Origin of the sequence: Natrinema versiforme, assembly GCF_005576615.1 — an archaeon.
GTDB classification, from domain to species: Archaea; Halobacteriota; Halobacteria; order Halobacteriales; family Natrialbaceae; genus Natrinema; species Natrinema versiforme_A.
On sequence record NZ_CP040330.1, the window covers coordinates 999,881 to 1,024,000 of the forward strand.

24 protein-coding genes and 1 tRNA gene are annotated in these 24,120 nt (G+C 67.2%); 15 read left to right on the forward strand and 10 right to left on the reverse strand.

Annotated elements, in window-relative coordinates; genetic code table 11:
* Positions 1-57 precede the first annotated feature (57 nt).
* Positions 58-1,053: a tyrosine--tRNA ligase gene (locus FEJ81_RS04930; protein ID WP_138244231.1), complete on the forward strand. Its 996-nt coding sequence runs from the start codon at positions 58-60 to the stop codon at positions 1,051-1,053.
* A gap of 60 nt (positions 1,054-1,113) precedes the next feature.
* Here the strand turns inward: FEJ81_RS04930 and FEJ81_RS04935 are convergent, their stop codons facing one another.
* The gene (locus FEJ81_RS04935; protein ID WP_229504758.1) at positions 1,114-1,803 is read right to left on the reverse strand and encodes a helix-turn-helix domain-containing protein; all 690 of its coding nucleotides are present in this window, start codon (positions 1,801-1,803) and stop codon (positions 1,114-1,116) included.
* Positions 1,800-1,943, reverse strand: coding sequence for a hypothetical protein (locus FEJ81_RS23040; RefSeq protein WP_175416356.1), 144 nt, complete (start codon positions 1,941-1,943; stop codon positions 1,800-1,802). Before FEJ81_RS23040 ends, FEJ81_RS04935 begins: the two co-directional genes overlap by 4 nt.
* Positions 1,944-2,094: 151 nt before the next feature.
* On the opposite strand from FEJ81_RS23040, the gene FEJ81_RS04940 reads away from it, so the two are divergent.
* Complete coding sequence (locus tag FEJ81_RS04940) at positions 2,095-2,772, forward strand: DUF305 domain-containing protein (protein WP_138244233.1); 678 nt, start codon at positions 2,095-2,097, stop codon at positions 2,770-2,772.
* 66 nt (positions 2,773-2,838) lie between these two features.
* Positions 2,839-3,777, forward strand: coding sequence for a biotin--[acetyl-CoA-carboxylase] ligase (locus tag FEJ81_RS04945; protein WP_138244234.1), 939 nt, complete (start codon positions 2,839-2,841; stop codon positions 3,775-3,777).
* 4 nt (positions 3,778-3,781) lie between these two features.
* On the opposite strand, the gene FEJ81_RS04950 is transcribed toward FEJ81_RS04945, so the two are convergent.
* A complete protein-coding gene (locus FEJ81_RS04950) occupies positions 3,782-4,258 on the reverse strand; it encodes a universal stress protein (protein ID WP_138244235.1) in 477 nt (158 codons plus the stop codon).
* 186 nt (positions 4,259-4,444) lie between these two features.
* Here FEJ81_RS04950 and FEJ81_RS04955 point away from each other — a divergent pair, with 186 nt between their 5' ends.
* Positions 4,445-4,909, forward strand: a complete 465-nt coding sequence (locus FEJ81_RS04955) for a DUF5799 family protein (RefSeq protein ID WP_138244236.1) — start codon at positions 4,445-4,447, stop codon at positions 4,907-4,909.
* A 63-nt stretch (positions 4,910-4,972) separates the two neighbouring features.
* Here FEJ81_RS04955 and FEJ81_RS23045 read toward each other — a convergent pair whose 3' ends face one another.
* Entirely contained in the window at positions 4,973-5,116 is a 144-nt protein-coding gene (locus FEJ81_RS23045; RefSeq protein ID WP_175416357.1) for a DUF7557 family protein, read from the reverse strand.
* 124 nt (positions 5,117-5,240) lie between these two features.
* Here FEJ81_RS23045 and FEJ81_RS04960 point away from each other — a divergent pair, with 124 nt between their 5' ends.
* Positions 5,241-5,531, forward strand: a complete 291-nt coding sequence (locus FEJ81_RS04960; RefSeq protein ID WP_138244237.1) for a DUF7545 family protein — start codon at positions 5,241-5,243, stop codon at positions 5,529-5,531.
* A 99-nt stretch (positions 5,532-5,630) separates the two neighbouring features.
* On the opposite strand, the gene FEJ81_RS04965 is transcribed toward FEJ81_RS04960, so the two are convergent.
* A complete protein-coding gene (locus FEJ81_RS04965) occupies positions 5,631-10,466 on the reverse strand; it encodes a DUF7282 domain-containing protein (protein ID WP_138244238.1) in 4,836 nt (1,611 codons plus the stop codon).
* Positions 10,467-10,931: 465 nt separating this feature from the next.
* On the opposite strand from FEJ81_RS04965, the gene FEJ81_RS04970 reads away from it, so the two are divergent.
* The 3 genes from FEJ81_RS04970 to FEJ81_RS04980 are packed head-to-tail and all read left to right on the forward strand — an operon-like array spanning position 10,932 to position 12,994.
* On the forward strand, positions 10,932-11,519 hold the full coding sequence (locus tag FEJ81_RS04970) for a biotin transporter BioY (protein ID WP_138244239.1): 588 nt from the start codon (positions 10,932-10,934) through the stop codon (positions 11,517-11,519).
* Positions 11,520-11,526: 7 nt separating this feature from the next.
* Complete coding sequence (locus FEJ81_RS04975; protein WP_138244240.1) at positions 11,527-12,231, forward strand: energy-coupling factor ABC transporter ATP-binding protein; 705 nt, start codon at positions 11,527-11,529, stop codon at positions 12,229-12,231.
* Positions 12,232-12,289: 58 nt separating this feature from the next.
* Positions 12,290-12,994, forward strand: a complete 705-nt coding sequence (locus FEJ81_RS04980) for an energy-coupling factor transporter transmembrane component T family protein (protein WP_138246716.1) — start codon at positions 12,290-12,292, stop codon at positions 12,992-12,994.
* Positions 12,995-13,640: 646 nt separating this feature from the next.
* On the opposite strand, the gene FEJ81_RS04985 is transcribed toward FEJ81_RS04980, so the two are convergent.
* Positions 13,641-13,714, reverse strand: a tRNA-Thr gene (locus tag FEJ81_RS04985).
* 112 nt (positions 13,715-13,826) lie between these two features.
* The gene (locus FEJ81_RS04990) at positions 13,827-14,816 is read right to left on the reverse strand and encodes a class I SAM-dependent methyltransferase (RefSeq protein ID WP_138244241.1); all 990 of its coding nucleotides are present in this window, start codon (positions 14,814-14,816) and stop codon (positions 13,827-13,829) included.
* A gap of 315 nt (positions 14,817-15,131) precedes the next feature.
* Here FEJ81_RS04990 and FEJ81_RS04995 point away from each other — a divergent pair, with 315 nt between their 5' ends.
* The 5 genes from FEJ81_RS04995 to FEJ81_RS05015 all read left to right on the forward strand — a co-directional run bounded on the left by FEJ81_RS04995 (position 15,132) and on the right by FEJ81_RS05015 (position 18,697).
* Positions 15,132-15,335 carry a heavy-metal-associated domain-containing protein gene (locus FEJ81_RS04995; protein ID WP_138244242.1) on the forward strand — a complete coding sequence of 68 codons (204 nt, stop codon included), beginning with the start codon at positions 15,132-15,134 and terminating at the stop codon, positions 15,333-15,335.
* 100 nt (positions 15,336-15,435) lie between these two features.
* Positions 15,436-16,281 (forward strand): DUF2182 domain-containing protein, encoded by an 846-nt coding sequence (locus FEJ81_RS05000; RefSeq protein ID WP_138244243.1) that lies wholly within the window; start codon positions 15,436-15,438, stop codon positions 16,279-16,281.
* 118 nt (positions 16,282-16,399) lie between these two features.
* Positions 16,400-16,918 (forward strand): Rieske (2Fe-2S) protein, encoded by a 519-nt coding sequence (locus tag FEJ81_RS05005; RefSeq protein ID WP_138244244.1) that lies wholly within the window; start codon positions 16,400-16,402, stop codon positions 16,916-16,918.
* A gap of 69 nt (positions 16,919-16,987) precedes the next feature.
* Positions 16,988-17,761: a diphthine synthase gene (dph5, locus tag FEJ81_RS05010; protein ID WP_138244245.1), complete on the forward strand. Its 774-nt coding sequence runs from the start codon at positions 16,988-16,990 to the stop codon at positions 17,759-17,761.
* Positions 17,762-17,860: 99 nt separating this feature from the next.
* Entirely contained in the window at positions 17,861-18,697 is an 837-nt protein-coding gene (locus FEJ81_RS05015) for a hypothetical protein (protein ID WP_138244246.1), read from the forward strand.
* A 44-nt stretch (positions 18,698-18,741) separates the two neighbouring features.
* On the opposite strand, the gene FEJ81_RS05020 is transcribed toward FEJ81_RS05015, so the two are convergent.
* On the reverse strand, positions 18,742-19,824 hold the full coding sequence (locus FEJ81_RS05020) for an alpha/beta fold hydrolase (RefSeq protein ID WP_138244247.1): 1,083 nt from the start codon (positions 19,822-19,824) through the stop codon (positions 18,742-18,744).
* 211 nt (positions 19,825-20,035) lie between these two features.
* Between FEJ81_RS05020 and FEJ81_RS05025 the strand changes: the two genes are divergently transcribed.
* Both FEJ81_RS05025 and FEJ81_RS05030 read left to right on the forward strand, forming a co-directional pair.
* Positions 20,036-20,818 (forward strand): class I fructose-bisphosphate aldolase, encoded by a 783-nt coding sequence (locus tag FEJ81_RS05025; protein ID WP_138246717.1) that lies wholly within the window; start codon positions 20,036-20,038, stop codon positions 20,816-20,818.
* Entirely contained in the window at positions 20,815-21,795 is a 981-nt protein-coding gene (locus FEJ81_RS05030; RefSeq protein WP_138244248.1) for a class 1 fructose-bisphosphatase, read from the forward strand. The genes FEJ81_RS05025 and FEJ81_RS05030 overlap by 4 nt, the downstream gene beginning before the upstream one ends.
* 118 nt (positions 21,796-21,913) lie before the next feature.
* Here FEJ81_RS05030 and FEJ81_RS05035 read toward each other — a convergent pair whose 3' ends face one another.
* Together FEJ81_RS05035 and ptsP are read right to left on the reverse strand one after the other, a co-directional pair.
* Positions 21,914-22,372, reverse strand: a complete 459-nt coding sequence (locus tag FEJ81_RS05035; RefSeq protein ID WP_138244249.1) for a PTS fructose transporter subunit IIB — start codon at positions 22,370-22,372, stop codon at positions 21,914-21,916.
* Entirely contained in the window at positions 22,369-24,120 is a 1,752-nt protein-coding gene (ptsP, locus tag FEJ81_RS05040; RefSeq protein ID WP_138244250.1) for a phosphoenolpyruvate--protein phosphotransferase, read from the reverse strand. The genes FEJ81_RS05035 and ptsP overlap by 4 nt, the downstream gene beginning before the upstream one ends.

Consider the following 24,120-nt stretch of genomic DNA (forward strand, 5'->3'; position numbering starts at 1 on the left):
GACACTACCGTCGTTCAAGAAGGCATAAATCCGTCCGTTGATTCCACTCAGACAGCAATGGATACCTACGACCTGATCACGCGAAACGCCGAGGAGGTCGTCACCGACGAGGAGGTCCGCGACCTCGCGGCGGATCCCGCGGGGAAACGCGCCTACGTCGGCTACGAGCCCTCCGGCGTGCTCCACCTCGGCCACCTGCTGACCGCGAACAAACTCATCGATCTCCAGGAGGCGGGCATGGACGTCGTCATCCTGCTGGCGGATGTCCACGCCTACCTCAACGACAAGGGGACCTTCGACGAGATTCAGGAGACCGCCGAGCAGATGAAAGCCCAGTTCCTCGCCTACGGGCTCGACGAGGATCAAACCGAGTTCGTCTACGGCTCCGAGTTCCAACTCGACGAGGAGTACGTACTCGACCTGCACACGCTCGAGGTCGACACGACGATGAACCGCGCCCAGCGCGCGATGGCCGAGCTACAGGGCGACGAGACGGCCAAGGTGAGCCACCTCGTCTACCCGCTGATGCAGACCTTGGACATCGAGTACCTCGACCTCGATCTGGCCGTCGGCGGCTTAGACCAGCGCAAGGTCCACATGCTCGCCCGCGAGAAACTGCCCGAAGTCGACTACGAGGTCCGGCCGGCCCTGCACACGCCCATCGTCGCCGACCTCACCAGCGGTAAGGGGAAGATGTCCTCGAGCGAGGGCGTCACCATCTCGATGGAGGACTCGACGGAGGACCTCGAGGAGAAGGTCAACTCGGCGTACTGCCCGCCGACCCGTGATCCGGAGCCGGACGACGACGGCAACGAGCGCGAGAACCCCGTCCTCGAACTGTTCGAGTATCACGTCTTCCCGCGGTTCGACGAAATCGTCGTCGAGCGCCCCGAGAAGTACGGCGGCGACCTGACTTACGAGGACTACGAGGCTCTCGCCGACGACCTCGAGTCGGGCGAACTCCACCCCGCCGACGCGAAGGGGACGCTCGCAACCTACCTCGACGAACTGATCGCGCCGGGCCGCGAGAAACTGCGCGAGATCCGCGGCTAGTCGCCTTCCTCGAGAGTCGCGGCTAATCGACATCCCGCCTCGAGGGCTCGCGTGTCGGCCCTACTCGACGAACACGCACTCGTCGTCGGTATCGAGGAGGATGCTGAACAGTTGCCCTTCGACGGCCCGGAGGTGCTGTGAGAAGGTCGCCGGCGAGATACCGAGTTCGTCGGCGAGTTCGGTGGCCTCGTGTTTTCGCGGCCAGTCGTAGTAGCCGTTCATGTAGGCGGTGAGAAACACCTCGCGCTGCCTGTCGGTGAGCGCATCGATAACGGTCTGTTTGAAATCGTGGTGCGTAAACAGCGGCGTCGACCGCTGCCGGTCGCGAGAATCGTCGACCGTCACCGTCGGATGCTCCGTTTCGAATCGCTCGACGAGTTCGTCGGCGTCGGCCCGTGAAGACACCTCCGCGACGACCCGGCCGTCACCGCCGTCGGCCTCGACGGTCCGCGGAATCGCCCCGAACTCGACGACGCTCCTCGCGACGCAGCGCTCGCGGACGTGGAATCGTAATCGACCGCCGTCCTCGTGGCGCGCCACGAGTTCCGCGTCGACGTCGTCGCTCCGGTCGACCGCCTCGAGGACCCGCTCCGGCCGGGCACCCTCGAGGGTGAAGTACTCGACGAACCCGGCCTCGGAATGCGGAAAGAGCACCTCGAGATCGAGCCGACAGTCCTCGGCCCGCGACGCGTCGACGAACGGGTAGGACGTGTCGCGAACCCGAAACTCGACTTCGACGGCGTCTTTCACCCGACGGCCTCCGCGGTCCATGCGTCAGTGTTACTGTCCCGCCACTGGTCCGTTTCCCCTTGACTCGCAAGCGGTTCGGTCGCGATCCGATTCGCGTTCGCGAACGTCCGCTCGTGGCCGTGGTCTGTCGGTCGCCCCACTGCGGAGCCACGCCCGGTGACGAGTGCTGTGTAGCGAGAGACTATCGATCTAAGCGGGAGATATCGCCCGCGATAGCGCTGTAAACGACGAATTTTGTGGTCTGACTACGACCAGTCTTATCCCCGTCCCCGGTGGAGGTCCGGCCGATCCATGGGACGCGAAACGGATTCCGACGACTCGTCCGCCGACGCATCGCGCCGTTCGTTTCTGCAAACCGGCACGCTCGCCTCGGCGGGCCTCGCATTGGGACTGTCGGGTGCGGCACCCGCCGCGGCGACCGGCGGTGACTCGACCGGTTCCGACGAGACGCCCGCCGGCGACGCAGCGAGCGACACCGAACTGAATCTGGCGGACGTGGGCTTTCTCCAGTTGATGGCCTACCACCACCGCGGCGGGATCGAAGCCGCCTCGCTGGTTCCGGAGCGGACGAACCACGACGCGTTGGCCGAGTTCGCCGAGACGGTACTCGAGGGCCAGCGGGAGGGCCTCGTGCGGATCGAATCGATCCTCGCCGAGGCCGGGATCGAACCCGAGCACCTGCTCGAGGCCGATCTCGACGCGGTCAGGGACATGGTGACGTCGATCCCCGGCAACCTCCGCCCGAACGAACTCGCGTACCTGCAGCGCCTCGAGGGGACGACCTTCGACCTGCGGTTCATCGAAACGTTCGCGAACCACCACCGCGGCGCGATCCAACTCTCACACCTCGTCCTCCGGGAGGGACAGTCGCCCGCGGTCGAAGCGATGGCGAACGACATCGTCGAAACGCAGCAGGCACAGATCGCGCGAATGTACGCGTGGTACCTCGACTGGGTGCAGCAGGTCTAGCGCGACCGCGGCGGGCGGCGGCCGCCGATCAGCCGATTGAAGTGCGCGCGACTCCCTTGCGAGTCCATGAACGAGACGCGACGAGCGATCCTCGAGGCGATCGCGGACGGGCCGGTGTCGGGGCCCGAACTGGCCGAGTCGCTCGATATCTCGCGGGCGGCCGTCTGGAAGCACATCGACGGGCTGCGCGAGGCCGACTTCGAGATCGAGAGCGGACCGACCGGCTACGAACTGACCGCCGTCGCGGCGTACAACGCCCCGGCTGTCGAGTTCGAACTCGAGGCCCCGTTCTCGGTCGAGTACCACGACTCCGTGGGGAGCACCAACGACCGGGCGCGCGAGCTGGCGGCCGAGGGCGCGACGGACGTGGCCGTCCTCGCGGACGAACAGGTCGGCGGCCGCGGCCGCCTCGAGCGCGAGTGGTCCTCGCCGTCGGGCGGCGTCTGGGTCAGCGTCCTGACGCGACCGGCCGTCGCGCCCGCGCAGGCCCCGCTGTACACGCTCGCGGCGTCGGTCGCCACGGCCACGGCGGCTCGAGAGGCGGGCGTCGACGCCCGGATCAAGTGGCCTAACGACGTGGTCGTCCCGGTCGGCGACGACGGCGACTACCGAAAGCTCGCGGGGATCCTCACGGAGATGGAAGGGGAGACCGACCGCGTGGAGTGGCTCGCCGTCGGGCTCGGCGTCAACGCGAACCTCGACGCCGACGCGCTGCCCGAGGGCGCGACCAGCATCCGCGAGGAGGCGGGCGACGTCGACCGGCGACGGTTCGTCCAGCGGCTCTTGGAGTCGTTCGATCGGTATCGAACCGACCTCGAGGCGGTCGTCCCCGCGTGGCGCGAGCTGGCGCTGACGATCGGCCAGCGGGTACGCGTCGACCGTCCCACTGGCGAAATCGTCGGTGAGGCGATCGACGTGACGGAGTCCGGGGCCCTCGTCGTTGAGACCGAGAACGGGCGGGAGACCGTTACGGCGGGCGACTGCGAGCACTTGCGGCCGGTCTAATCCGTTACTCCGCGGCGAGCCGGAGCTCTTCGGCGCGGCCGTCGACCCCGTCTGGATCGACCTGCACCGTCAACACCGGTACCGAAGCGCGTCGGACGACCCGTTCCGTGACGCTGCCGAGCAGCAGCCGGTCGATCCCGCCGCGGCCGTGGGTCCCCATCACGACTAGATCGCACTCGAGCGGATCGGCCTCGTTGACGATGACCTGACTCGGAGAGCCCTCGCGGACCGCCGTCTCGACCGTGACGTCCGCGGGCGCGAGGTCCTCGACGCGGCTGACCGCCGCTCGCCCCTCCTCGCGGAGCGCGTCGCTGACACCCTCGAGAGCGGTTTCCATGGGGAGCCCGCCGTAGCCGGCCGCGTTGACGACGTAGAGCGCGCGGATCGTCGCATCGTGTTCGTGCGCGAGGTCGAAGGCGTACTCGAGTGCGCGCTCGACTTCACGCGAGCCGTCGGTCGGAACGAGGATGCGGTCGTACATCGTGTGTCACGATATCATACGGCAAGCATACCTATTAACGTTTTCCTGACACGAGAGACGGTCAGCCCGGGTGACGATTCCGGTCCGCCGCGGGCGATTCCGACGGCGAGCGCGAATCGGCGGTGAACACCGGTTGCGGGGCCGAGAGGGGAAACGCTGATACAGCCACCGGCCCAACCGGGGGCCATGAGCGACACGTCGTGGACCGACCGGATCGTCGGCGAGCGGATGACCGTCGATCAGGAGTTCGCTTCGCAGATCGAGACGTCGCAGTTCTCCAACCAGCAGTGGAGCCTGATCATGACGGCCACGGAGTTCGAGATCGAACACGCCGACGATCCCGAGCGGGCCCAGATCGTCGCCAACACGGACAATCTCGACGGGATCATCCCCGAACTCGAGAACGTCCAGACCGGCATGGGCGCGATGGCCGGCGGGGGCGCGGGCGGCGGCTCGAGTTCCTCGAGCGGCGGCGGCATCTTCGACTCGATCATGGGCGCGCTCGGCATGGGCGGCAGCGGCGGCTCCTCCGAGCGGGAGCAACGCGAGGCGGCCGAACGGCTCACGCAGGAGTACGCGACCGAACTGCAGTCCCACCTCGAGTCCAAGGGGAAGTGGGAGAAGGTTCGGCGAACGGCCGCCGACGGCTGAAGCGAGACGACCGTCGCCGGCGGGCTCGTCGGACAGTGCCGAACTCAACTCCTCGCCGGCCGGTCAGTCGCCGGCGTGAAAGAGCGTGTACTCGCTGGTTTCGTAGATGTTGATGAGTTCGTTGACGAGTTCGTCGTAGGACTCGTCCTCGACGCGCAGTGCATCCAGCCGCTCGATCGTTGCTTCGTCGAGTTCGACGGATGGCATACGAGAGCGTTCGTCGTCGCGGGGCAAAAACACCACGGGGGTCGCATCTGCACCACGTCTCGCCCGGGCGCGCGGTCCGGGGCAAGCCACAGCACCTTTAGGGACGGTTCCCGACCGTAGGAGTATGACCGACGAAGTCCAGACGACGACCTTCTCGATCAGTTCCGACGACGGCGCGACCGACGAAATCACGATCCCTTCAGGGCTCGTCGACCTCGTCGCCGAGGGCGACCAGACCGACGCCGAGACGGTCGGCGACGTCATGCTGCTCTCTTTCGCCAGCCGCGCCCACCACATCGTCCACCACGGCGAGGACGCAGACGACGAACTCGAGGCCCAGGAAGAGCGTGTGATGGAGCTCTTCGAGGAGCGCTTCGGCGTCACGTTCGGCGAAGCGACCGGCCACCAGCACTGAGCCGCGACGCGCGACTCGAAGTACCGACTTCTTCACGTTTCATTTCCGCCGAGCGAGAGCGCCGTCAGCGAGCGGCACACCGGAACCGAGGCACCGGTGCTATCCGGCGCCGGCGGTTTCGTTTCCGGTATCCGCAGCGCCCGCCGCGGCTCCGGCAGACTCACTATCGGCTCCCGCAGCCGCGCCGTCCGCCTCGGGGGTGTCCGTCGTCTCTGCCGGTTGATCGGCCGGCGTGTCTTCTGCAGGCGTTTCCGCCGGCCCGCCGTCGGGCGTCTCGGTCGGCTGGGACTCCGTGGGTGACGTGTCGGCTTCGTTGTCCGCGCCGGGGTCGTCCGGTTGCGCCGACTCCGCCGGCGGTTCGTCGGGCGGTGCCGGTTCGTCGGGCTGCTCCGGTGGCGTCGGCTCGGTCGGCTCGTCCGCCTCACCCGTTTCCGTTCCGTCGATCGGTTCCGCGTCGCCGTCCGACTCCGCGGTCGCCGCTGCGGTCGCTTCGATCGTCACCGACGCCTGCTCGTCGTCGGTCGCGATCGCGTGCGTCGAGGTGCCCTCGGGCAGCGGCGACGAGAACTGGATCTCGGCCGACTGCCCGCCCGCGAGCGTCACGCTCTCCTCGGAAACCGGCTGGCCGTCGACGCTGTAGGTCACCGTCTGGGCCCCCTCGAGATCGCCCTGATTCTCGACCGTCGCCGTCACCGCTACTTCCTCGCCGGGGTCGCCGGTCTCGGGCGCGGCGATATCAGTCACGGCGAACGTCGCCGGCTCGCCGCTCGTCTCGACGGTGACCGTTGTCTCGGCCGTCTCGTTCTCGCTCGAGACCGCGAGCGGATACTCGCCGGGCTCGAGGTCGTCCGTCTCGTAACTCAGCGTGGCCGTCTGGGTTTCGTCGGGCTCGAGTGTAACCGGCACCGACTCGCCGGGCGCACCGCCGACAGCGATTTCGACGTCTTGGGTTCCGGCTTCGTCACCGACGTTCTCGAGGTCGGCCTCGACCGTAACGGGCTCGCCCTGTTCGACCGGGCTGTTGGTCCCAGCGATCGAGGCGGTGAACGTCGCCGGCTCGCCGCTCTCCACGACGGTCACCGTCGTCTCGGCCGTCTCGTTCTCGCTCGAGACCGCGAGCGGATACTCGCCGGGCTCGAGGTCGTCCGTCGGAGCCGTAAACGAGACGGTCTGGGTCTCGCCGGCCTCGAGCGAGACCGACTCCGAGTCGACCGCGGTGTCGCCGACCGCGAGCGAGACGGTTTGCGCGCCCGCGTCGCCGCCGGTGTTCTGCACGTCGGCTTCGACCGCGAGTTGCTCACCCTGTTCGACCGGACCGTTGGTTCCGGCAATCGAGACGTTGAACGCCGCAGGGTCGGCCGGTTCGATCTCGCCGGCGGTCGGCGTTTCGGCGGTCACGGGCTCGTCGTAGCCGTAGTTCGCGAAGTCGGTCTGCCAGACGAGCCGCTCGTCGTCGCTCTCGGGCGTCCACTCGACGGTGAACGCGTTTTCGCCGGGTTCCAACTCGGTCGGCGGTTCGTCGGTCGCGGTCCCCTCGACGAACTCGCTGTTTCCGCTCATCGTCGCGTTGTTCGGGTTCTCGTAGCCGAACGTCACGTCGATGGCCTCGCCGTCGTCGGTCGGCGTCGTCTCCTCGACCGACAGCGACGGTAGGTCCGGCCGGGCCTCCTCGGCGCACGTCTGCGCGTCGGGGTTCGCGTAGTCGATCGACGCGAAGGGCACCGCTTCCGGCGAACTGATCCCGGAGATGTACGTCCCGAAGGTGCCGTAGTCGGGCACCTCGACGGTCACCTCGTCGCCGTCGGTCGTCATGCTGCGCTCGTCGCCGATCTCGAAGACGATCGTCCCGTTAAACGGAGCCTCGACGTCCTCGCCGACGGCGACGTAGTCTTCGATGATCGTGTTACCGAAGCCGGCCTGATCGTAGAAGCCCGTGCTCGCGGCGACCTGATCGCCGTCCTCGAGCGAGGCATCGACGACCGCGCGCGAACAGCTCGCGAACTCGACGTCGAAGTCCGCGAGGTCGCCGTCGACTGTGTACTCGACGGCATCCGTCTCGAGGGCCGTTCCGTCCTCGGCCGCGACGACCGAGACGTTGAGCGTCGAATTCTCCTCGAGCGGGGGATCGAGGTCGAACTCCGTCGGGCCGATCGTCTCGTTGGCCGTGAACGGCTCGCTCTCGGCGAGCTGGGTTCCGTTTTCGTCGGTAACGGTCAGCGCGTACTCGACGGAGGCGTTGGCCGAGGTGATGGTCAGCGTCTCGCCGTCGCCGGTCTGATCGGCGACCGAGAGGTTCGCCGTCGGTGCCCCGGGCTCCGGCTCGACGACCGCGTACTCGACTGACTCGGTCGCCAGTGCCGCGTCGTCAGCCGCGGCGCGAACGGAGACGTTGACGGTCGCGTTCTCCTCGAGTGGCGGTTCGAGATCGAGGCGCTCCTCCGCGACCGTCTCGTTCGCCTCGAACTGCTCGCTGTCGACGCGTTCGCCGTCGTACTCCGCCGTCACGACGTACGGGACGGTCGCGCTCGCCGCGTCGATCTCGAGGGTCTCGCCGTCACCCTCCTGATCGTCGACCGAGAGCGTCGCTTCGGGCTCGTCGGTCTCGTTCGCGACCGTGTACTCGATCGTCTCGTTCTCGAGGACCGTTCCGTCCTCGCCGACGACCGAGACGTCGACCGACGCGTTCGTCTCGAGTGGCGGCTCGAGGTCGAGCGCGAGATCCGTTATCGGCTCGCCGGCCGCGAACGCGTCGCTCTCGACCGTCTCCCCGTCGTACGTCACGGTCACGGTGTAGGGAACCGACGCGTTCGCCTCGTCGACGGTCAGCGTTTGTCCGTCGCCTTCCTGATCGGCCACCGACAGCGTCGCGTTGGGCTCCACGTCGGGTTCGTCGGACTCGTCGGTCACCGTCACGAACGCGCCGTCGAGCGCCGGCGCTCCGCTTCCGGTGACGTATGGTACGTCGTCCTCACCGTCGGACTCGACGTAGTCGAACGCCTCGTCGTCGTTCGTATCGTGGTGGGCGACCGCCACGAGCGGCCCGCTTTCGTTCAGCGGCTCGTCGAGGTCGATCGTCACGTTCTCGTGCTCGCCGGCCTCGAGATAGCTCGAGACGCCGACGACGTCGTCGGGATCGGCGTCGACGGCGACGCCCTCGTAGACGGCGACGAACCCGCCCTCCGAAAGCGACGTGTTCCCGACGGTGACGCTCTCACCGTCGCTCTCTTGGTCCGAGACGTCGAGCGACGCAGTGCCCTCGATCCGGTCGATCGTCTCGATGCGCTGTTCGACCTCGATCTCGACGTGCTGGCTGATGACGGTGATGTCGTCGGTGTCCTCCTGAATCGCGTAGGCCGTCGCGTCGGCCGCGGTCTCCGCCGTCACGGACTGGAGCTGCGTGATGCTGATCCGCTGGGACTGGACCGCTCGAGCCGTCTCCTCGCAGGCGCTTCGGGCGGCCGTCTGGATCTGCGTGACCGACGCGTCCTGCGATTGGACGAGCGCACCGCTCGCACCGCCGCGCGCGAGGCGCTGGACCTGCGTCACGTCGACGACCTGCGTCTGGGTCACCGCTCCCTCACTGGCACCGAACGCGGCGGCCTGGACCTGTTCGACGGTGACTTCCTGTCGCTGGATCGCGCTGGTAACCGCGCCCTCCGCGGCGCCGGTCGCGGCGGACTGGACCTGCGTGACCGACACCGTCTGTCGCTGGACGAGCGCGCCGCCCGCCCCGCCGTCAGCCGCGGCCTGAATCTGCTCGACGGTCGCCTCCTGACTCTGGGCGATCGCACCCTTCGCCGCGCCGAAGGAAGCTTCCTGTACCTGCGTGATCGAAATCCGCTGGCGCTGCTCGATGCTGACTGACTGGACCTGTTTCAGCGACCCCCGGCTCGCGCCGCGGGCCGTCGCTTGGGTCTGTTCGACCGAGACCGCTTGCTCCTGGACGAGCGCGCCCTTCGCCGCCCCGGCCGCGGACTTCTGAATCTGCTTGATCGTCACGCGCTGGCGTTGCTCGGCCTCGACGCGCTGTTCCTGCTCGAGCACCGCGTCCGCACTCCCCTCGAGCGAGCCGGCGGCGGCTCCGGCCGCCGCGTGCTGGACGTGCTCGAGGGTAACCCGCTGGCGCTGCTCGACCGATATCGACTGGTACTGCGTCAGGACGCCGTAGGCCGACCCCTGTGCGGCTTCCTGAATTTTCGCTACCGTTCCGATGTCTTTCGCACCGGCCTCGCTCGCTGCACCGGCGGCCGCGCCGTTGGTCGCGACCTGTAACTGCTCGACGCTCACGCGCTGACTCTGGGCGACCGCACCGTGTGCCGCGCCCCAGGTCGCGCTCTGTAGCTGGGTGGCGTTCACCGATTGCGACTGGGAGAGCCCGCCATCGGTCGCGCCGCCGATCGCGTACTGGATCTGGGTGGCGTTGACCGACTGCTCCTGAATCAGCGCGCCGTGGACGGCACCCTTCGTCGCCGCCTGAACCTGCTCGGCTTCGACGGATTGGTACTGGGACGCCGATTCTCGCGCCCCCTCGAGCGCCGCCGTTCGCTGCTCTTGGGTCACCTCGACGCCTTGGGACTGCACGAGTGCAATCCCCTCGTCGACGCCGGTTTCGACGGCGTCCTCGCGGTCCCCTTGGATCGCGACCTGCTCGTTCGTTCCGCCCGCGCCAGTCGACTCGCCGTCCGCCGCTGGCGACTCCAGCGTCACCAGTTCGAAGTCCGAGTCGGCCGCCGATTGGACTCCCTCCTGACTTCCGTTTTCCTGCAGTGCGGCCTGCGATTCGTCCTCGAGCGGCGACGCAGCGGCCGCGTCGGCGTCCCCGTCGTCTGAACCGAACGGGCCGAGGCCGCCACCGAGTAGCGGCAACGCGACGACGCTTCCCACCATCGCGGCCGCGACTAGAACGACGGCGACCGTCGTTCGGCGTCGACTCATCGGTCGCCCCCGCCGCCGCGAAGCCCTCCGTCGCGGATCACACGCCCGTCAGGACCCCACCGTTCGACTGCAGCTCCGGCTCCATCGGCACTGCGTTGGCACGCCGGACGTACTGTCTGATACCCCGAATTGCCGGACTTCGTACTACCGGATCGCATTTTCCCACCACGGGGTGGAATTCGTGCATAAGGACGCCGGTCGTTTCGGTTAGTGAGTCGAGACAATCGGCTATTACTCGGCGTTTCGTTGCGAACAACGAGCGTAAACAGCGGACAGCGGCGCGAAAGGAGGTGGTTTCCGCGCGACCGACGATGGCCGCAACGCTCCATACAACTGGGAGGAAGCGCATTGTTTCGACCGGCCTCGTCGCCCGACTCGAGGGGCGACTCGAGCGGACGTGTCAACGTCCGTTCCGATAATCTCGGAAACCGAAGTATTGATCCCGGTTTACGAGAGAGCGAGGGTATGGCAACGGAACGGAACTCGGTCGATCCCGTCGACGATGCCGTCGTCCGGCAGTTCGCTCGGGCGGCGATGCTCGCGGCGCTGATGGGGGCGTCGGTACTGGTGTCGATCCCGATCCCCCTCTCGCCGGCTCCGATCACGCTGCAGGTGCTGTTCGTCTTCCTCGCCGGGCTCGTCTTGGGTCCGGTCTGGGGGCCGATCTCGGTCCTGTTATACCTCACGTCGGGTGCCGCCGGCGCACCGGTCTTCGCCGGCATGAACAGCGGGCTCGGCATCCTGATCGGGCAGACGGCCGGCTACCTGTGGTCGTACCCGATCGCCGCGGCGCTGATCGGCCTCATCGTCCACCGCGGACCGGCGTTGCGCGATCTGCGGACCGTTCGACTCCCGGTCCTGATCGGTGCGCTCCTCATGGGGACGATCGTAATCTACGGGATGGGGACTGCCTACATGGCGTGGCTCCTCGAGATGGAGGCATGGGAGGCTATTGCGGCCGGCGCGCTCCCCTTTATTCCCGGCGAACTCCTCAAGATCGCCGCGGCGGTCGCCATCGTCAGGTCCGGCCGAATCACGCCGGTTCGATCGTGACGACCCGATGATCGAGTTCCAGTCGGTCTCCCACGCGTTCGAGGACATCCCCATCCTCGAGGACGTATCGCTGACGATCGACGACGGCGAGTTCGTCCTGCTTGCGGGGGCAAACGGCAGCGGGAAGACGACGCTGTTGCGCCACTGCAACGGCCTGTTGACGCCCGACTCCGGCGCGGTCCTCGTCGACGGAACACCCGTCGCGGACGACCTGATCGCCGCCCGCTCGAACGTCGGGATGGTCTTCCAACACCCCCGCGATCAGTTCGTCTCGGCGACCGTGGGGGCAGACGTCGCCTTCGGCCCCGAAAACCTCGGGCTAGAACGCGAGGCAATCGACCGCCGCGTCGCGACCGCACTCGAGGCGGTCAACATGGCCGGTCGGGAGGACGACCGGATCGAGACGCTCTCCGGCGGCGAGCAGTCCCGCGTGGCGATCGCGGGCGCGCTCGCGATGGACCCCGCCCACCTCGTCCTCGACGAACCCTTCACCGGGCTCGACGAACCCGCGCGCCGATCGGTACTCGAGCGACTCGAGTCGCTGTCGGCCGACGGCACCGGAATCCTGCTCGCGACCCACGACCTCCGTGACGTCTCCGCGCTCGCGGACCGCGTCATCGCCATGCGAGACGGGCGCGTCGCCGTTGACGGACCGCTCGAGGACGCGCTGGGGGACCTCGAAGACCTCGCGGTTCGCGTTCCGGACCGATGACCGAACGGGACGAATCGCCGCGACCGACGCGATCGACGCGGCCCACGGGAGGGAAGCGATGCTGACGTTCGAACCCGACGAAACGGTCGCCCACCGCCTCGATCCCCGGACCAAACTGGCGGTCCAGATCGGGTTCGCCGCCACCGCGCTGGCACACACGACGCCGCGGGCGCTGCTCGTCCTCTCCGCGCTGACCGCGATTGCGGTGGCCGCGGCGAACGTCCCGCTTCGCCGCACCCTCGTCGCCTACCGCTTCGCCCTGCTCGTCCTCGCGCTCGCACCCCTGATCGCGGGGGCCACGTTCGGCCCGCCCTGGATCGATCGATCGGACGCCCTCGCGTCGGGGCTTGCGAGCTACCGGGTCCTACTTATCCTCCTCGTCAGCGCGGCCTACGTGCGTTCGACGCCGGTTCGAGACTCTCGAGCGGCGATCCAGCGGACGGTTCCCGGAAAGCCGGGCCAGATACTCGGCATCGGCGTCGCGCTCGTCTTTCGGTTCCTCCCGGTGCTTCGGGGCGACCTCCGGACGATCCGCGAGGCGATGGCCGCTCGGCTGGGAACCGAACGCGGCGCGGTCGACCGCGCCGGGACGACCGCTATCCTCGGGCTGACGCGGGCGTTCGACCGAGCGGATCGCCTCTCGCTCGCGCTGCAAGCGCGGTGTTTCGCGTGGAACCCCACGCTCCCGCCGCTTTCCTTCTCGCGGGCCGACTACCCCGTCCTCGTTCTCGCCGTCGTCCTCGCGCTGTCGACGTTTTACTGACTGCGGGCGCTCGGTTCCGAACTGCGTGTGCCGGTCTCGAATCGCTTAAAGCGAATCTCTGTGTAACTCGATCGACTTCTCCGCCGTCGTACTCGAAGCCCCTGTCGTTCCAACTCAGCATAGTATCACAGAATTTTCGTTCATCACCATTTGCTATCGCCATATTTGGTTTATCGCCGTTATCGGCAGCTCTCCCGTACTCGCAGACGAGACGGCAAAGCCGGGCTTACTCCCCAAATCACCCACAGACTAACAGTTGCGCTCGTCGCCGTCCTGTTCGAGTGCCGTCTCACGCGAGACGAAACCGAGACTCGAGCGGTGGCTCTCGTACCGATCACGATAGCCCACCCCTCATTGCAACGGATCTCGACGAAAGCAGACCGGCTACCGACTCACAGGGCCGGCTACTGAGGTGAACGTCGAAGTGCCGGTAGGCCGGTGGAGGGAATGGTAAACCACGGTCACAGCCACGTGAAACTGCTCCCTGATTCAAATCTTCCAGGGCTTGCTGTGCCCCTCATGGATGTTCGTCGCAAGAGGCAAGCCATGAGAATGAGCTTTGAACCTGCGGTTCGGACTGTGTGAAGACGTATTTCTGCAGGAAGTTTAGAGACCCGCAGGTAGAAGCTTTGAAACTGAGGAGTGAAGCCGGTGGAGGGATTTGAACCCTCGACCTAATCCTTACGAAGGATTCGCTCTGCCAGTCTGAGCTACACCGGCACGTCGCTTCGAGTGCGTTTATTCGTAGGGCCGATATTGGCCATAAGGGTTGCGAATCGATCCGGTCGTGTGAGGGCGTTACGCGTCTCGAGAACCGAGCCCTGAGACCCGGTTATCGCTCGAGTCGCACGTCCAGACAGACGTTCAGTTCGTGCGGGGCGTACGACCGGACCGTGTGGCGGGTTTCGACGGTGACCTCGTAGTCGGGGTCGGCCGCCGCGCGGATCGCGCGTTCGCCCGGGCCGAAGGGGTCGTCCTCGTGTTGGATATCGTAATAGTGGATCGTACAGTCGTCGCCGGCGAGGGTAACGGCCGACTCGAGGAAGTCGTCGGCGCTGTGCGGGAGGTTCATCACGATCCGATCAGCCCAGTTCTCGTACTCGGTGGTGACTGTCCGAACGTCGTCGTTGATAGCGGTCACGCGGTCCTCGACCCCGTTTCGGCGCGCGTTCTCGCGGAGGTAGTCGACGGCCTCGGGGTTGATATCGACGCCGACGCACTCCGCGCCGCGTTTGGCGAAGGGGACGACGAACGGGCCGACGCCCGCGAACATGTCGAAGGCGTGCTCGTCCGCCGTCACCTGTTCTGCCACGCGGTGGCGCTCAGTCGCGAGCCGCGGCGAGAAGTACACGTCGGAGAGGTCCAACAGGAACTCACACCCGTACTCGCGGTGGACGACTTCGGTGTTCTCGCCCGCGAGCAGCTCCCAGTCCCGGACCCGCGTCTCGCCTTTGACCTTCGAGGCCTTGTTCAACACCGTTTCGACGGGGAGATCGGACTCGAGGATGGCGTCGGCGATCGCCCGCGCACGGTCGGGATCGTCTTCGTCGATGAGCGCGGCTCGCCCGAGTCGCTCGTAGGTGGGCTCGAACGCGAGGAGATCCGCGGGCGTGGTTTGGCTCTCGCGCTCGGCGACCGTCCGCGGGACGATTTCGGGAGCCTCGAGGACATCACTGACACCGTCGGGATCGGCGATCGGAATGTAGATCCGGCTGTCCTCGACAGCGATTTCGTACCCGTCGTCGATCAGGTCCGCGTCGGCCAGCGCCGCACGCGTCGCTTCGCCGTGTTCGAGCGCGACGCGGACACACGGAACTTCCATATCCGAACTGGCCGGCGGGCCGCCGTAACGCTGACGTTTTCGCGGGGACGCTCGAGGCTACTCACTTCAAATAAATCGATAGTCGCTATATCGAATGTGGATGCTCAGTGAACTCGCCGACCCGGATGCTCGTGTCGTATCGAGACGGTCGTTCAGCCGCTCGCCGATGAGTCAACCGAAATCGCGGCCATCAGCCGCGACTCCGATGAGATTGAGACGCGATCTGAATCGGTGCTAGTCTTCCGTACCGTTTAGTACAGAAGATATCAGTAATTAATCAATTTATATTCCATCGGTGCGTTGTCCGGATGCAGAATGGACGAATACACGCTCGAGGTTCCCGCAATGACGTGTGAAGGCTGTGAGATAGTGATCACCGGCGCGGTGACGGCGGTGCCCGGAGTAGGCCGGGTCGAGGCCGACGCCGAGGCTGGTCGGGTAACGATCGACGGGGATCCGTCGGCGGAACCCCGTGTCCGTAACGCGATCGAGGAAGCCGGCTACGACGTTCCCGAATAATGCCGTCGCGACTCGTCTGTCGGTCAAGACGGCTGCTTCGTCGTTCCCGCGACGAACTACGGTCGGTGACCCGTTCCGCCCTCGGGCAGGTGATCACCGGATGAGTGCGTCGCTCCGGTCCGGGATCGAACGGGCGACCGGTCTCGTCTCCGTCGATCTCGATCGAACGACCGCCGTCGTTGCGGCCATGTTCGCTCTCGATGCGCTCTGGTGGCTGCTGTTGTACGGCGGCCACGTCCCGATGCCGGGAATGGGCTGGCTGATGACGGACGCCGGAATCCCGATGGCCGCGCCCGGGGCAATGGAGCGCGCCGCCTTCCACGTCGGGACGCTCAAGGCGGTACTCGGGTACGCCGTCGTGTGGGGCGTGATGATGTGGGCCATGATGCAGCCGGCGATGACGCGGTTCACCCGATCGTACGCCGCCGCGTATCAGGGGTCGGCTATCGGCGCGACGCGGGCGCTCGTCGCGTTTCTCGGCGGGTACTACGCCGTCTGGATGGCGTCCGCCGTCGTACCGCTCCTGTATGACGGAATCCTTCCGGGCGGGATTTACGGGTTCACCCGTGCACACACCCACGCCGTCATCGGCGGCGTCCTCGTCCTCACCGGGCTCTACCAGTGCTCGAGTTTCAAACGGTCGTACCTGCGGACGTGCTGTGCGAACGTCCCGGCCCATCTCGACGGCGTACTGCGAGCGGTCCGGGAGGGCCTGTATCACGGCATTCGCTGCGTCTGCACCTGCTTCGGCCTCTTCTTCCTGGTGATGATCGTCGTCGGCGAGATGAACCTCGTCTGGATGGTCGCGCTGACCGGCGTCGTCACGATCGAGCGTCTCCCGTCGTGGGGCGAGGAGATCGCCGTCGGGACCGGCCTCGTCTCTCTCGTCGCGGGCGTGATCGTGCTGATAATCCGACCGGCACTCCCGCTCGCTTTCACCCTCTGATGGGCCGTCCGCGGTGCCGTCTCGAGTCGCGGCCCGCTGCCGTGACTCGGCGAGAACAGTGTCGATCGGAACGCGGCCGTCGAGAGCATTTTCCGTTCGGCACGCGTACTCGCTCGCGATGAGCGTGCGAACGCGGCTCACGACCGTCGAGACGGTTTACGAGAGTCGGTCGTGGCTGTTCACGATTCGAGACCAGTACGGCGAACCGGACGAGGTGATCCTCGTTCCCTGCGAAGACAGTGTTGAGGACGGTTCGACGAGCAGTCGGCCTGCGGCCAACGACACCGGAAGGCGCTCCGCGCCTTCCGAGCCCTCGGTCGCTGACGCTCCCGACGGCGGCGTTGAGGCCTGGATCAACCGCTGTACCCACGAGTCCCAGCGTCTCGATACGGGCCGGGGCGCGGCGATGCGGGACGGGCAGGTCATCTGCCCGAAACACGGCTCGATGTTCGACTCCTGTTCGGGCTACTGCGATAACGGCGAGGCGGCCGACACGACGCTGCCGTCCGTCGATATACGCGTCGACGACGGCGTCGTCTACCTGACCGACGACGACGTCACCTTCGCCCACGAGGGCGGGATCGACGAGGGGGACGACGAGGGCGGCCCGTCATCGACCTCGCACATCGGGTTCTGACCGGGACGCGAGCCCGGCGAAGAGCGCCGTCTCGAAAACGTATTCCGAGCGCTACGACTACGGGCGGCTATGCTCACCTTCATCGGCCTCGGTCTCTACGACGAGAGCTCGATCACCGTCGAGGGCCGGGACGCCCTGCAGGCGGCCGACCGCGTTTACGCCGAGTTCTACACCAGCAAACTGATCGGCACGACGGTCGACGACCTCGAGGCCGCCCACGATATCGAGATCGAGGTCCGGGACCGCGCGGGCGTCGAACAGGAACCGGACGACATGCTCGCGGCAGCCGAAACCGAGGACGTCGCCTTCCTGACGGCCGGAGATACGATGATTTCGACGACCCACGTCGACCTGCGGCTGCGCGCTCACGACCGCGGGATCGAGACGCGCGTGATCCACGGCGTCACCGCCCAGACCGCCACCAGTTCGCTGACAGGCCTACAGAACTACCGGTTCGGCAAAGCGACGACGCTGCCGTTTCCCTACGCCCACGGCGCGGACGGGCTCCCCGCGAGCGTGACCGAAACGATCGATGACAATCAGGACGACGGACTACATACCGTCGTCTACCTCGACATTAAGGCCGAGCGCGAGGAGTACATGACCGCCGACGTCGGTGCGGAACTGATCGCCGAGGAGTACCCCGACCTCGCGGGCGTCGTCGTCGCCCGCGCGGGCAGCCCCGACCCGCTCGTCGAGGCCGGGACCATGGCCGAACTCGCGGACCGGGAGTTCGGCGATCCGCTGCATCTGCTCGTCGTTCCGGGGGAGTGTCACCTGCTCGAGGCCGACGCGCTGGTCGAACTGGCCGGTGCGGACCGAGAGAGCCTCCGCATTGCGTGAGACCGTCGCCCCGTCGATCGAATCGCTCGGACTCGAGACGGCATTCCGTTCGAAACCGAACGCCGGCAGATTTACGGCCGGGGCGGGAAAGGGTGGCCCATGAGCGGTCCGGAGGTCACGGACGACGCGGCTCGCCTCGACGAGTCGGACGCAGCCGACGAGCGGGCCGACTTCGACCGGGAGACGTTCGAGTTGGCCCGCGAGGAACTCCGGACGACGTTCGACTATCAGGTCGAGCGCGTACGGGAGATCGACGAGAAGGCCATCGAGATCCTGAAAGCGAACCTCCTGTTGATCGGGTTGGTCGTCACGGGCGGATCGATCGTCGTCCAGACCGACCTCGACATCGCGCCCTTCATCAACTCCTTTACGATCGCCAGCGCGCTCCTCCTGTTGGTCTCGACAGGGCTCGCCGGTGTGACGTACACGGCCTCGAACCTCCGGGGCGGCATCGACGGCGACGCGGTCGACGCCGCGCTCGCGACGGCTCGAACCGATCCCGCGGCCGACGCGGACCGGTTCGAGGTGCGACTGCTCCGGAGCTACGGGCGGTGGATCGAGTACAACGCCCGGGTGACGGCGGTCAACGACATGTTCGCGACGATCACGGTCCTCATGGTGATCGCCGCGTTCGTCTACGTCGTCGCCGGTATCGCAGTCGGTGCGCTCGGTCCGTCGACCGTCGTCTCGGCGGTCGCCTTCCTCGCACTCACGGCCACACTCCTGTGGCTCGGCGCCTTCGCGTACTACATGGATCACCTCGGCGCGAGCGACGACCGATGGGAGGGCACGTTCGACGGCGTCAGAATCTCGAAGGGCGTGACCCGGAAGCGCGGACTGTCGACGCTGCGATCGATGCGGAGCGAGGGTGCGACCGACGAAGCAGAGGAAGAGCGAGCAGCGGACGCGACCCCGGCGCAAAACGCGAGGTCGTAGGCAAAACGGGCCTGCGAATCGCGGCGGTCATGCCCGGTCCGGCCTCAGCCGTCCACGACTGACTCGAGGCGATCCAGAAAGTCCCCGGGGACTTCGACGTGGGGCGTGTGGCCCGTATTCCCGAAGACGACCTCTTCGAACTCGCCGCCGCGGTCGGCGTAGGTCTCGAGGACCGCGCGGGTCTGGTCGACCATCGGCTGGGGCGGGAAGACGTCCTCGCCGGGCCAGTCCGGCAGTTCGCCCATTCGTCCGAGCGTGCCGAGATCGAACAGCGAGGCGTTCGAGACGATCTGGTCGTCCTCGCCGCGAATCCACGTGATCGGCGGTTTCTCGTCGGGGTCGATCTCGGTGATCGCCTCGAGCTCGCAGTACTTCGGTGAGATGGCGTTGTTGACACCTGTTTCGCCCGGGGCGATACCCGGCCAGTTATCGCTCGGGTTCGAGGAGCCCGGATAGTTCTCGTCGCCGGTCGCCGTATCGAGCATCCCGGTCAGGTACGATTCCTCGCGGTCGTCGTCGAACGTGTGGGTCGGGTCGACGTAGTAGGTTCGGAGGACCTTTCGCGGGGACGTCTGGCCCTCCACACTCCGGTCGCGGTCGGCGAGTCCCGCGACGAAGTCGTCGTTGCCGATTCCGCCGCCCGAACCCGCGTAGTCGTCGAAGCAGGGCGTTCCGTCGACGTCTTTCGTGCCGCCGAATCCGTACGGCGAGAGGGGGTTGATGAGGACGAGGTCGGAGACGGCCTCGGGGTGATCGATCGTGTACCGCATCGCGACCCCACCGCCGTTCGACCAGCCGACGAGAACGAACGGGCGCGCGAGGTCGAGTTCGGTCACTAGCGCGTGCAGGTCGGCCTCGAAATCGCCGAGCCCGTTCGTCGCGTCGACCGGTTTCGTCTCCGAATCGCCGTACCCCCGCAAGTCGGGCGCGATCGTTCGGTGACGGCCCGAGAGGTCCGCCATCACGTCTTCGAAAAACCGCGAGGAAGAGACGTTGCCGTGGAGGAAGACGACGGTTTCGCCCTCGTCGGCTCGACCGGAGCCGCCGGACTCGAGGTAGTGCGTCTCGAGGCGGTCGGTTTCGACGGTTCGCGAGTCGACGCCAGCGAGGGTGTCGTCCCGAGGCATACCTGCCCCAATCACGGCGAGTGTGATAGGTGTCGGGATTGCTTTCACAACCGGCGTCGGTTCGAACGCGATGGCTACTCCCGTCTCCCGGATTTGGGATCGGTCACGGCCGATGTCACTCAGTGAACACTGGCGACCTTAATTCGATAGTATCGATCGGAAACAATCATATTCGAAAACAATTCATCACTGGGTTCGAATGGGACGAGACATGAAAGCGTTCGACGAGACACCGATCAGTCGAAACGGGAAATCGCTCATCCTTGCCCACGACCACGGCCTCGAGCACGGGCCGACGGCGTTCGAGGGCGTCGAGGATCGGCTCGATCCGGAGACGGTCTTCGAGATGGCGACCCACGACGCGGTCACCGCGCTGGCCGTCCAGAAGGGACTCGCCGAGACGTACTACCCCTCCTACGAGGACGACGTGGCCCTGCTCGCGAAGTGCAACGGGACCTCGAGCCTCTGGGAAGGAGAACCGTACTCGCCGCGGACGTGGTCGGTCGAAAGCGCCGTCGAGACCGGCGCCGACGCGATCGGCTACACCGTCTACCCGGGCACGAACCGCGAGCCGGAGATGTTCGAGGAGTTCCGCGCGGTCCAAGAACGAGCGCGCGAGCACGACCGCCCCGTCGCCATGTGGTCGTATCCGCGCGGCCAGGCGATCAAGGAACACCGCAGTCCCGAGGTCATCGCCTACGCGGCCCGGATCGGACTCGAGTTGGGCGCCGACATCGCGAAGGTGAAGTACCCGCGCAGTCCGGAGGCGCTCGCACACGCGGTCGACGCGGCCGGCGACGTCCGGGTCGTCCTGAGCGGCGGGTCGAAGACGAGCGATTACGAGTTCCTCTCGACGGTCGAAGCTGCCATGGACGCCGGTGCGGGCGGGCTCGCCGTCGGTCGAAACGTCTGGCAGCGAGAGAACCCCGAACGGATCCTCGACGCCCTCGAGAGAGTGATATTCGAGGGCGCGTCGGCTGACGGCGCGCTATGACCGTGGTCGATTCGGATGCCGACCACGAACCGATCCTGGACGCGGTCGCGGCGGTCGCCGCCGACGTGCCCGCCGAACTGCCGCGTCTGCGCGGCCACCGCGACGCCGCTACGGCTCCCGCCGCCACTGGCGGTGACGACGACCGGGCGACCGACGAACGCAACCCGACCGGCGACGATCAGTCGGCGGCCGATCGGTGGCTCGACGACCGCTTTCGCGAGGCAATCGCGTCGCTCGAGGCGGTCGGCGCCTACGCGAGCGAGGAACGCACCGACGCGCTCGACTGCGGCGACGGGTACGGCGTCGCCATCGACCCGCTCGACGGCTCGGACAACCTCGCCGCGAACGCCCCGATCGGGACGGTCCTAGGGATCTACGACGCGCCGCTGCCGGCCCGCGGCACCGACCTCGTCGCGAGCGCAATCGTGATCTTCGGGCCGACTGTCACGATGACCGTCGCGGCCGACGGCGACGTGGTTCGGTATCGGGTCGACGAGGACGGTGAGCGAACCGATCCACACCGGGTCTCTCTCGCGAGCGAGCGTGTCGCGGACGGTGCCGGCGACGAGATCAACGGCGTCTGTGGCTACTCCGGCCGCCGCGACGACCTGTCGCCGACCCTGCTGGATCTCTTCGATTCGTTCCGCGCCGAGCGACGGTTGCGGTACTGCGGCGCGGCAGTCGCCGACGTGGTGACGCTCCTCGAACACGGCGGGGTGCTCTGCTATCCGGGCACGGATCGCCGACCGGACGGTGTCTTGCGCCTGCAGTACGAGGCGAATCCGATCGCACACGTCGTCGAGACTGCCGGCGGCCGAGCGATCGACGGTCCCACGGTCGGGAGTGAGGCCGATACAGACACGGCACCGAACCGGCTCCGACAGCGGGACCCGAACGGTCTGCACGAACGCGTGCCGGTCTTCGTCGGCTCTCCGGAGCCGATCGGCCGGATACAATCCGTCCTCGGGACCGAGTAACGAGTGCGACTTCGATTACTGCACCGAGTTTCGATACCAAGTCGACGCGCTCGCACCCGGAGCGATCGAGCGGACCGTGCGGGCGGAGAACAGAGCGAACACACCGAAGCGATCGGCGTTAGGAAAGAAGCCGCTTGAGCCGGGCGAACAGCCCTTTCGAGGGGTCGCCGCCGCGTTTCACGGAGTCGCTCGAGCCCTCGATGTCGCCGTCGATGCTGGCGGCGACATCGGTCTCCACTCCCGGCTCGCTCGGGGTTGTCGCCGTCGCGGCACCGTCGGCCTCCTCGATCGCGCGTTCGAGGAGCCCGTCGGCGTCGTTGACGGCCTCTTTTACCGGCCCGTTGACGACCGGCATGTCCGCGAAGCGGTCCTGGTTCACCGAGGTGTCCGCGGCGATGATGACCGCCTCGGCCGCCTCGATGGCCTCGCTCGAGAGTTCGTTCTCCTGGCCCATGGCACCCTGGACCTCGACATCGATCTCGTGGCCGTTCGCTTGGGCCGTCTGCTCTAAGTTCTCTGCTGCCATCTGGCTGTGTGCGATACCGGTCGGACAGGACGTGACTGCGACGAATTTCATGGTGTTTCGGAATCTGGGTCTGGGTCTGAATCTGAATCACGGTTCGCTACGCGCTCGCGGACGGCGGCGCTCGCGGCCGCGTCCGTCGCGCTATCGGCGACCGTCTCGGCGTCCGCGGTATCGACCGCCGCGATATTTGCCTTTACGTCGGGGATCGTTACGGCACTCATACTGAGCTCGTCGAGCCCGAGTCCCACGAGCAGTTCGGTCAGGTCGGGATCGCCGGCCATCTCGCCGCACATGCCGACCCACGCGTCGCCCGCGTGGCCGGCCGCGACGGTGCGCTCGATCGCCCCGAGCACGGCCGGCTCGCAGGGATCGTGCAACTCGGCGACCCGGTCGTTCTCCCGGGCCGCGGCCATCACGTACTGCGTGAGGTCGTTCGTCCCGATACTCAGGAAGTCGACGCGTTCGGCGAGCGCCTCGGCCGTCAGCGCCGCGCTCGGCGTTTCGATCATCACGCCCAGCTCCGGCACCTCGTGGTCGAGTCCCTCGGACGCGAGGTCGTCGGCGACCGACGCCACGGTCTCCAGGGCGGCCTCGAGTTCCGATACCGTCGCGACCATCGGGAACATCACCGAGAGCGTTCCCGGTTCGGCCGCGTTCGCCCGGAGCAGCGCGCGCAACTGCGTCTCGAAGAGGTCGGCGTCGGGCCCGAGCGATCGCCGGATCCCACGTTCGCCGAGGAACGGGTTCTCCGGGTCCGGCATGTCGAGATACGGGATCGGCTTGTCGCCGCCGACGTCGAGCGTCCGCACGACGACCCGCCCCTCGGGAAACGCCGCGAGCGCCTCGCGGTAGACCTCGAACTGCTCGTCCTCGTCGGGCGGTGCCTCGCGGTCGAGAAAGAGGAACTCGGTCCGGAAGAGACCGATCCCGTCCGCGCCCTGCGCGACGGCGCCCTCGAGTTCCGCGGGGGTACCGACGTTGGCCGCGACCTCGACGGCGCGCCCGTCGGCCGTCGCGACCGGCTCTGAGCGAACCTCGACGTCGCGACCTGCGGCCGCGCGCTCGCGCTGGTCGGGCGTCGGGTCGGCGATCACCGCGCCGTCCTCCCCGTCGACCAGCACGTCGGCCCCGTCGTCGATCGACTCGAGGTCGTCACCGACGCCGACGACGGCGGGGATCCCCAGCGAGCGGGCGAAGATCGCGGCGTGGGAGGTCCGCCCGCCCTCGATCGTCGCGAAGCCGGCGACGCGCTCGGAGTCGAGCTGTGCGGTGTCGCTCGGCGTCAAGCGTTCGGCGAGGAGAACCGAACCCGTCGACAGCGAGGCGAGGTCGACGCGATCCGCGTCGGTGAGCAGCCGCAGCAGTCGGTCCCGCACGTCGCGGAGGTCGTCGGCGCGCTCGGCCATCCGACCGTCCATCCCCTCGAACTGCGCGATGGGATCCTCGAAGGCGGCGTCGACCGCGTGTTCGGCGGGCAGGCCGTCGTCGACGGCCGCTTCCACGCCGTCTACGATCTGGGGATCGTCGACGAACTGCTTGTGGGCGTCGAACACCGCCGCCTCGTCCTCGCCGACGCGCTCGGCGGTCCGCTCGCGTTCGCGCTCGAGTTCCGTTCGGGCGCGGTCGCGGGCGTCTTCGAACCGCGCGCGTTCGGCGTCCGGATCGACCGTCTCGGCCGCCGGCGGCTCGCCGAGCTCGAGGTCGGCGTTCGGATCGTACCAGACGGCGCTGCCGACGCCGGACAGCGGCGTGACGCCGGTTCCATCGTGCGATCGCGGTGCGGTCTCGTTGGCAGCCAT